This window comes from Amycolatopsis thailandensis (assembly GCF_042723255.1).
Classification (GTDB): Bacteria; Actinomycetota; Actinomycetes; order Mycobacteriales; family Pseudonocardiaceae; genus Amycolatopsis; species Amycolatopsis thailandensis.
The window spans coordinates 1-8,106 of the sequence record NZ_JBHXJK010000232.1; the positions used below are offsets into that span (position 1 = coordinate 1).

8 protein-coding genes are annotated in these 8,106 nt (G+C 69.8%); 6 read left to right on the forward strand and 2 right to left on the reverse strand.

Annotated elements, in window-relative coordinates:
• Positions 1–168: 168 nt before the first annotated feature.
• From ACFWMR_RS41665 to ACFWMR_RS41675, 3 genes are all read left to right on the forward strand, one after another.
• Positions 169–1,029: a RecB family exonuclease gene (locus ACFWMR_RS41665; protein ID WP_093933764.1), complete on the forward strand. Its 861-nt coding sequence runs from the start codon at positions 169–171 to the stop codon at positions 1,027–1,029.
• Between the two features lie 33 nt (positions 1,030–1,062).
• The gene (locus ACFWMR_RS41670) at positions 1,063–1,407 is read left to right on the forward strand and encodes a hypothetical protein (RefSeq protein ID WP_378382388.1); all 345 of its coding nucleotides are present in this window, start codon (positions 1,063–1,065) and stop codon (positions 1,405–1,407) included.
• Positions 1,408–1,521: 114 nt separating this feature from the next.
• A complete protein-coding gene (locus ACFWMR_RS41675) occupies positions 1,522–2,172 on the forward strand; it encodes a hypothetical protein (protein WP_378382389.1) in 651 nt (216 codons plus the stop codon).
• 39 nt (positions 2,173–2,211) lie between these two features.
• Here ACFWMR_RS41675 and ACFWMR_RS41680 read toward each other — a convergent pair whose 3' ends face one another.
• The gene (locus ACFWMR_RS41680; RefSeq protein ID WP_378382391.1) at positions 2,212–3,609 is read right to left on the reverse strand and encodes an Rv3212 family protein; all 1,398 of its coding nucleotides are present in this window, start codon (positions 3,607–3,609) and stop codon (positions 2,212–2,214) included.
• A 34-nt stretch (positions 3,610–3,643) separates the two neighbouring features.
• Positions 3,644–5,239, reverse strand: coding sequence for a DEAD/DEAH box helicase (locus ACFWMR_RS41685; RefSeq protein ID WP_093933768.1), 1,596 nt, complete (start codon positions 5,237–5,239; stop codon positions 3,644–3,646).
• Between the two features lie 462 nt (positions 5,240–5,701).
• Between ACFWMR_RS41685 and ACFWMR_RS41690 the strand changes: the two genes are divergently transcribed.
• The 3 genes from ACFWMR_RS41690 (at position 5,702) to ACFWMR_RS41700 (ending at position 8,039) form a co-directional block, all read left to right on the forward strand.
• A complete protein-coding gene (locus tag ACFWMR_RS41690) occupies positions 5,702–6,355 on the forward strand; it encodes a ferritin-like fold-containing protein (RefSeq protein ID WP_093933786.1) in 654 nt (217 codons plus the stop codon).
• Between the two features lie 58 nt (positions 6,356–6,413).
• A complete protein-coding gene (locus tag ACFWMR_RS41695) occupies positions 6,414–6,644 on the forward strand; it encodes a DUF3107 domain-containing protein (RefSeq protein ID WP_005167610.1) in 231 nt (76 codons plus the stop codon).
• A 114-nt stretch (positions 6,645–6,758) separates the two neighbouring features.
• Complete coding sequence (locus ACFWMR_RS41700; protein ID WP_378382392.1) at positions 6,759–8,039, forward strand: heparan-alpha-glucosaminide N-acetyltransferase domain-containing protein; 1,281 nt, start codon at positions 6,759–6,761, stop codon at positions 8,037–8,039.
• Positions 8,040–8,106 lie beyond the last annotated feature (67 nt).

Below are 8,106 nucleotides of genomic sequence, written 5' to 3' on the forward strand. Positions count from 1 at the left end.
GCAAAATTTGCAAGGAAAGGCTCTTTCATTGCACACCCGACCCACACGAACCCCCGCGCGAGCCCGCGGTCCCAAGCGGGCGATAGCAAAGGTCCCTTGCTCTCTTCGGCGGGGATCCCCTCGAAAAGTGTCGGTGGGGGTGCGTAGCGTTGCGGGCGGGGTGATCCGATGGAGCAGATTGGTTTCGACTTCGGCGTCGAAGCGCCGCGCAAGCTGACGAAGGTCTCGCCCGCGCGCCTCGCGACGTTCGAAGATTGCCCGCGCCGCTATCGCATGTCGTACCTGGACCGCCCGTCCCCGACACGCACCGGCGCGTGGGCGCACAGCACGCTGGGCGCGGTGGTGCACAACGCTTTGCGGGCGTTGTTCGACCTGCCGGTGATCAAGCGCGTGCCGCAGCGGGCGATGGCGCTCGTCGCCGAGCACTGGAAGGACGCCGGGTTCGAAGACTCCGATCAGGCCGCCCGGTACCGAGCGCGGGCCAAGGGGTGGGTCGCGGAGTACGTCGAGCACAACGACGTCAGCATCGAGCCGGTCGGGCTGGAGCGCTGGGTTTCGGCGCCGGTCACGCTTGAGCCGGGCAGCGGGCCCAGCCTCATCATCGAGGGCCGCGCCGACCGGATCGACCAGCGCGGCCGGGAACTGGTGATCATCGACTACAAGACCGGCCGCCGTGAGCCGGACGAGTACGAGGCGCGCTCGTCGCAGGCTTTGGCGCTGTACGCGGTCGCGGCCGCCAGGACGTTGCGGACGCCGTGCTACCAGGTCGAGCTGCACCACGTGCCCACCGGCACCGTCGCGGCCGCCGAACACACCGAGCAGAGCCTCAAACGGCATCTCCAACGCGCCGACGAGACCGCCGGAGACCTGAGGCTGGCAACGGATACGCTGAACGCCGGCGGCGACGAGGACGTGTTGTTCCCCGCCCGCCCGAGCCGCCGATGCTCTTGGTGCGACTTCCGGCCCAGTTGCGCGGCAGGCCAGGAAGCCGGGCCCGCGGCTCAGCCGTGGGAGTTGCTGGCGCCCTAGATCCCGAGACAAGACGATTGGACAGGCGAGGACGTGTCGTCACCGGACACCGAAGAACTCGCGACCACGCCGCCGCCCGCGGGACCGGGTGAGCCCGTGGCGCCCGAACGCGGCCGGTTCTGGCGCGGGCTGACCGGTTCGCTCGCGGCCGGGATGGTCGTGCTCGCGGTCATCGTCCTCGCGATCGCCGCGATCTGCCTGTTCACCGGCGCTCCCGGGCCGGGGCCGCTGATGCTGATCGGACATCCGGTCGCGGCGATGGTCGCCTTGCTGGCCCAACGCATCGCCGATTCGCGTAATGGCCGCGTCGCGGGCTTCGCGGGGCTCGGCGTCGTGGTGAGCGTGATGGCCGCGCTGAGCCTGTTCTGGTGGAACTGACGGCAGCAAACTGCCATGCGATCGGAAAAGAGCTCCGGCACGACGAAACTTTGAACTCACTGGGCGCGTCGTAGACGAACAACCCGCCGCGCAGCGAGGACGAAGGGCACCGTTATGACCTACCCACCCCAGCCAGGACAGCCCCAGTACGGCCATGACGGGCAGCAGCACCCGGAGCAGCAGTACCCAGGGCAGCAGCAGTATCAGCAGGGCGGCTACGACCAGAGCGGCGCGTACCCGCAGCAGCAGCAGTACCCCGGCGGCTACGGCCAGCAGTATCCCGGTCAGAACCAGCAGTACGGACAGGGCTTCGGCGGGCCGCCCGCCCCGCCGAAGAAGAGCAACACCGGCCTGCTGGTGGGCATCGCCGCCGCGGTGGTCGTGCTGGTCACGATGGCCATCACCGGGTTCGTCGCTCCCGGGTTCTTCCTCGGAAAGGACAAGGCAGCCGGTCCCGAAGCGACCGCGCAGGCGATCATCGACGGCATCAACGCCCACGACGGGCCCGCGTTGACGGCGCTCAAGTGCGCGAACGCGGACAAGGACGTCACGCAGGCCATCGAGCACGTCAGCGAAGTTTCGGACGCCGCGCTCGGCGAGACCACGAAAGCCTCCGACACGGAGTTCACGATGTCCGTCACGCTGAACGTCGAAGGGCGGACCCGCACCGGCACCGGCACGCTCGCCCGCGAGGGCGAGAAGTGGTGCTGGAAGGAGATCGGCCGGTTCCGCACCAAGACCTCGACGACCACGACGACGCGCTGACGGCGGCGGGAGCAAGGGACCTTTGCTATCGCCCGGCGGTCACTTGAGGGCGACCAGCGTGGGGCCGCGCTGCTCCAGCAGCACCGGCCCGACCGAGGACAGCTGCACCGGGCCGTTGTAGCCGCGCCTGTCGATGCCGACGGTGCGGATCGTGGTGCCGCTCAGCTCGTCGAGCACGGCGAGCCCGCCCTTGATCGGCACGACCAGCTGCTCCCCGAAGGTCACGCCGGGGCCGACGGAGCCGTTCAGCGACCAGCGCGGGGTGAGGTCGTCCCGCGAGAACGCCATGGTCTTCGAGCCGGTGAACCAGTAGACGCCCTGCGCGGTCCACGCGATCGGCATGATGCCGCCTTCGGGATCCTGCGCGAGGTCCGCGGCGGGCGCGTCGAGCGGATACGCGGACTTCTGCACGCCGTCGCCACCGTAGATGACCAGCAGTTTCTCTTCGGGCAGCACGATCAGCGCGAGGTCGCCGGACATCGCGACGACTTTCGCGTTCTTGCCGGCGAGGACGGTGCTGTAGTCGACCTTCGGGTCGTCGGCTTCGTCGTTGGTCGCGCGGTAGACGGTGAAACGGTCGGCCGGGTCTCCGGGGCAGCGTTCGATCACGCCGATCTTGCCCGCCGCGGCGGCCACCGTGCCGTAGGTGCAGCCCGTCCTCGGCTGCTTGTTCGCGTTCACGATGGCCGGGACCTGGCCGTACTCCATGCTTTTGACAAGGTCGTCACGCCAGGTGTTGAGCAGTTTCTTGCCGGTCGTGGTGACGTGCGAGCCGTCGACGACCAGCCGGGTGCCGAACTCGGCGTCGCCGTTGCGTTGCGCGGTGCGGCGCCCGGTGCCGGTGTCGAGCTGGGTGACCTCGCTGCACCCGGTGTCCTTGCGGTACACCGCGTCCACCTTGATCCCGGCGAGGGCGACCGTGCACAGTTCGAGATCGCGGGAATAGCGCCAGCGGACGTCGCCGGTGTACGGGTCCCGGCCGAGCACCTCGCCCTTCTCGGCGGTGACGACGCTGTTGGCCTCGCCGATCGGCACGGGCGTCGACGAACTCGGCGCCTGCCACAGCTCGGTCAGCGAGCCGGGGACCTGCGCCGGTGCGGGCGGGAGCCCGGGTGGCAAGGTCGTGGCGACCTGCGTGACCGTTGCCGCGCTGTCGCTGTTCACGCCGATGACGACGCCGGTGACCGCGACGAGGGCCACGATCGCCGCGGCGAACACGCGATCCCGCGTGCGATTCCAGGGCGAGCGCCGGGCGCGTTTCCCGGCCAGTGGCGGCTCGCTGGCCGCCACCGGCGCGGATTCGGCGTCCAGCACGTCTTCCGCACCGATCGCGTTCTCAGCCGTCTCCGGCTCGACGTCGTTCGACGTCTGCTCTGGTTCGGCGGGCACGGGCCGCGCCGGATCGTTGTCCGGCGCGGCGTCCCAGCGTTCGCTCACGTGCCCTAGCCCCCCACGTCCGCGGAATGAAAGCTCAGTCTGCCGACGCAGGTGTATCAGAAGTCGCCGACGGACGGCGACGGCGGCGTCGGCGAGCCGGACGCTCGGCGCTGTCGCCTGCCTCCTTCTCGACCGCCGGACCGCTGACCTCCGGGCTCGGCTTCGCGCCACCGCGGCTGCGGCGGCGGGTCCGCGTCCGGCCTTCCGAAGAGGTCTCGGCGGCCTCGGTCCCAGTGCCTTCCGCCGAAGCGGCAGCGGCGTCCGCGGCCTCGATCTTGGCGGCCGAGTCGGCTCCGCCGCGGGTCCGCTTGCGCGGCGCGCGGTTGCGCTTGCGGGGAGCCTCGTCCTCCTTCGGACCGTGACCACGGCCCCGGCGCTTGCCGCCCAGGTCCTCCTCGGCCTCGGCCGAAAGACCGGCGCGGGTCCGCTTCGACAGCGGGAGGCGGCCGGTGGTGCCCTCGGGGATGCCCAGGTCGCTGAACAGGTGCTTCGACGACGAGTACGTCTCGGCGGGCTCGGGCATGTCGAGCCCGAGGGTGTCGGAGATCAGCTTCCAGCGCGGCTCCTCGTCCCAGTCGACGAGGGTGATCGCGACACCGGTGCGCCCGGCGCGGCCGGTGCGGCCGATCCGGTGGACGTAGGTCTTCTCGTCCTCCGGCGTCTGGTAGTTGATCACGTGCGTGACGTCGTCGATGTCGATGCCGCGGGCGGCGACGTCGGTGGCGACCAGCACGTCGACCTTGCCGGAGCGGAACGCGCGCAGCGCCTGCTCGCGGGCGCCCTGGCCCAGGTCACCGTGCACGGCGGCGGCCGCGAAGCCGCGCTCGACGAGCTCGTCGGCGACCTTCTGCGCGGTGCGCTTGGTGCGGGTGAAGATCATCGTCAGGCCGCGGCCCTCGGCCTGCAGCGCGCGGGCGATCAGCTCGGGCTTGTCCATCGAGTGCGCCCGGTAGACGAACTGGGTGGTGCGCTCGTGGATCGCGCCGGCGTCGTTCTCCTCGGCGCGGATGTGCGTCGGCTGGGTCAGGAACGTGCGGGCCAGGGTGATGATCGGGCCCGGCATGGTCGCCGAGAACAGCATCGTCTGCCGCTTGTCCGGGACCATCCGCAGGATGCGCTCGATGTCCGGCAGGAAGCCGAGGTCGAGCATCTCGTCGGCCTCGTCCAGCACCAGCCCGCGGACCTTGCCCAGCACCAGGTGCTTCTGCTCGGCCAGGTCCAGCAGACGGCCGGGGGTGCCGATCACGACGTCGACGCCGTTGCGGAGCGCCGCGATCTGCGGCTCGTACGGACGTCCGCCGTAGATGGCCAGCGTGCGGATGCCGAGGTGCTTGCCGGCGCCCTTGAGGTCGTTCGCGACCTGGATGCACAGCTCACGGGTCGGCACGACGACCAGCACCTGCGGGGTGCCGTCGCCGGGGACCTCGACGCGGTGCAGCAGCGGGACGCCGAAACCCAGCGTCTTGCCCATACCGGTGCGGGCCTGGCCGATCAGGTCGTCGCCGGCCATGGCCAGCGGCAGCGTCAGCGCCTGGATGGCGAAGGTGCGCTCGATGCCCGCCTCGCCGAGGGCCTTCACGATCTCCGGCTTGACGCCGAAGGAGGCGAAGGTGGGGGATTCGGGTTCCACCGGCGCGCCCGCCTGCAGCGGGTGCGACGTGTCCAGCGCGGCCGGGCCTGTCTCGCTGTGCTCCAGCGCGACGGCGGCCGGGACGCCGGTGGTGGTGTTCTCTTCGGTTGTGGTTTCGTTCGTGGTCAGGGTGCTCGCCTCTCTCGTGACCAGCGCGCACTGCCCTGGTCACCGATCGACACTCGACCACGAAAATTCGCTCGGCTCCGCGCTACTGGCGCTGAAGCGGCCCTTCGTGGGAATGCCGCAGGATGGCGTGCACGCACATCATTCTTGTGCTGACCGGGGCCACACCGGCTGTCCTTCAGCCGCAGCGGCGTCCCGATCCGGGACGGAAGATCCGTCGTATCCGGCCGTCAGTGTACCTGGTCTGCGGTTTTAGGAAAGTCCCCGCCGCGCCGGTGAGGGTGGGATCGGTCTCTTCCCCTCCGGGCGGGTGTGTTCGGCGATACTCTTTTCGCCGTGACCGAGGCAAAGCAGATCAGTGAAGGCGTAGTCGATTTGCTCGGCGTACTCGCCTATGGGGAATTGTCCGCATTCGATCGCATGGCCGAGGACGCGCGCACCGCGCCGACGCTGTCCGGACGGGCCGCGCTGGCGTCCATGGCGGCCGCCGAGATCGGGCACTACGACCTGCTCACCAGGCATCTCGCGGGGCACGGCGTCGCGATCGAGGACGCGATGCGGCCGTTCGTCGGGCACATCGACGCCTGGCACGCCTCCACGGCGCCGCGCTCCTGGCTGGAGTCGCTGGTGAAGGCCTACGTCGGCGACGGGCTCGCGGCGGATCTCTACCGCGAGATGGCCAGCTGGCTCGACCCCGAGACCAAGGAACTGGTGCTCACCGTGCTCGCCGACACGGGGCATTCGGCGTTCGCCGAGCGCGAGGTCGCCGCCGGGATCCAGGCCGACCCGAAGGCGCGGGACAAGCTCGCGCTGTGGGGCCGCCGTCTGCTGGGCGAGGCGCTGACGCAGGCCCAGTACGTCGTCGCTGAGCGGGACGGGCTCGCCGAACTGATCGTCGAAGGCTCCGGCGACCTTTCGGGAATCGCCGCGCTGTTCCGCCGGTTGCAGCAGGGGCACACCAAGCGCATGCAGGTGCTGGGGCTCGGCTGAGCCTTTCGGCTAGCCTTGGCGCACCAGTAATTTTCGAACTTTCAAGCGGAGGTCCCACGTGGAGGTCAAGATCGGCATCAAGGACACGCCGCGAGAGCTCGTGGTGTCCAGCAGCCAGTCGCCCGACGAGGTCGAGGAACTGGTCGCGAACGCCTTGAGGGCCGGCGACGGGATCTTCCGCCTCGACGACGAAAAGGGCCGCAAGTACATCGTGCCCACCGACCGGATCGCCTACGTGGAGATCGCGCCGTCGGACGTCCGCAAGGTCGGTTTCGCCGTCGGTGGCTGACCCGATCGGGTCATAGTCGCATGTCACAGTGGCGTCACCGCTGCGTCTCAGCTCGCTCTCAGATTTGATCGTCACGCTAAGGCGGGGACGGCAGGGGGCTAGCCGAGAAATGAGGTGGACGGCGTCACTGTGATGGACCGCGCGCTGGTCGACAGCGCGCGAACTGTTCCCGGACAAGGCAAACGGGCCGCGGGGCGGCTGACCGGCATCGACGTCGCCCGCGGCCTGGCCGTACTCGGCATGTACGCGGTGCATGTCGGACCCGAACCCGCCAAAGGCGGCGTCGGGGTGCTGTTCAAACCGTTCGAAGGCCACTCCGCGGCGCTGTTCGCGGTGCTGGCCGGCGTTTCCATCGCGCTGATGTCCGGTGGTCGCCGCCCGAAAGTGGGCCGCGACCGCACGCGTGTCGCGCTGAAGCTGGCGACCCGCGCGCCGCTGCTGGTGGCGCTGGGGCTGTGGCTGACCAGCCTCGAGACCGGCTACATGGTCATCCTGGCCTACTACGGGGCCTGTTTTCTCTTCGCGATTCCCTGGCTGCGCGCGGGCGCGAAGGCGCTGGCGATCGCCTCGGTCGTCGTCGCCATCGCCGGTCCGCTGCTGTCGCATCTGATCCGGATCCAGCTGCTGCCCCGCGACCTGCTCTTCTTCGCGCCGGACCTGACCGCGGACGACGTCACGTCGACCGGGCTGCTGAAGGCCGCGACCGTGCTCGTCCTGACCGGGACGTTCCCCGCGCTGACGCTGATGGCGTACGTGTTCGCGGGGATGGCGATCGGGCGGATGGACCTGACTTCGCGCAGCGTGTGCCGCAGGCTGTTCTTCGGCGGTTCGGCGCTCGCGGTGGGCGGGTACCTCGTCTCGTGGATCGCGACCGGGCCGCTCGGCGGCATGCAGGCCGTTTACCGGTCACTCGAACCGGCGGCCGCGCAGATGGGGATGACGCCGCAGGAGTTCTTCCGGCTGCACCAGACCTGGATCCACGGCACGCCGCCGACCACCAGCTGGGCCTGGGAACTGTTGCCGACGGGGACCTCGTACACGCCGTTCGACCTGCTGATCTCGATCGGGATCGCGGCGGCGGTGATCGGTGGTTGCCAGCTGCTGATGCCGCGATTCGAGCGGGTGCTGCGGCCGCTTTCGGACCTGGGCGGGCGGGTGCTGAGCGCGTACGTGCTGCATTTCGTGGCGATCGCGCTGCTGTGGGACGGGAGCGACGGCGACTCGATCTTCAGTGTTCTGCACTTCGTCGAGTTCTCGGTGGTCGCGCTGACCGGCGCGGTGCTGTGGCGGAAGTTCGTCGGGCGCGGGCCGCTGGAATGGGCGATGAACAAGCTGTCGAGCTGGCCGAAGCATCTGTTCGCCGATGCGCGGGTGCCTGCGCAGCGTCGGGGCTGAGGGGCGCGGCACCGAAGCGGTGCCTGAGCTCCCCGCCTGAAGTACATGAAGGCCCCCTTGCTTGCGC

Excerpts from the sequence above, each read along its gene's own strand:
- ACFWMR_RS41665 (WP_093933764.1), top strand. The coding sequence starts at position 169 with ATGGAGCAGATTGGTTTCGACTTCGGCGTCGAAGCGCCGCGCAAGCTG.
- ACFWMR_RS41675 (WP_378382389.1), top strand. The coding sequence starts at position 1,522 with ATGACCTACCCACCCCAGCCAGGACAGCCCCAGTACGGCCATGACGGG.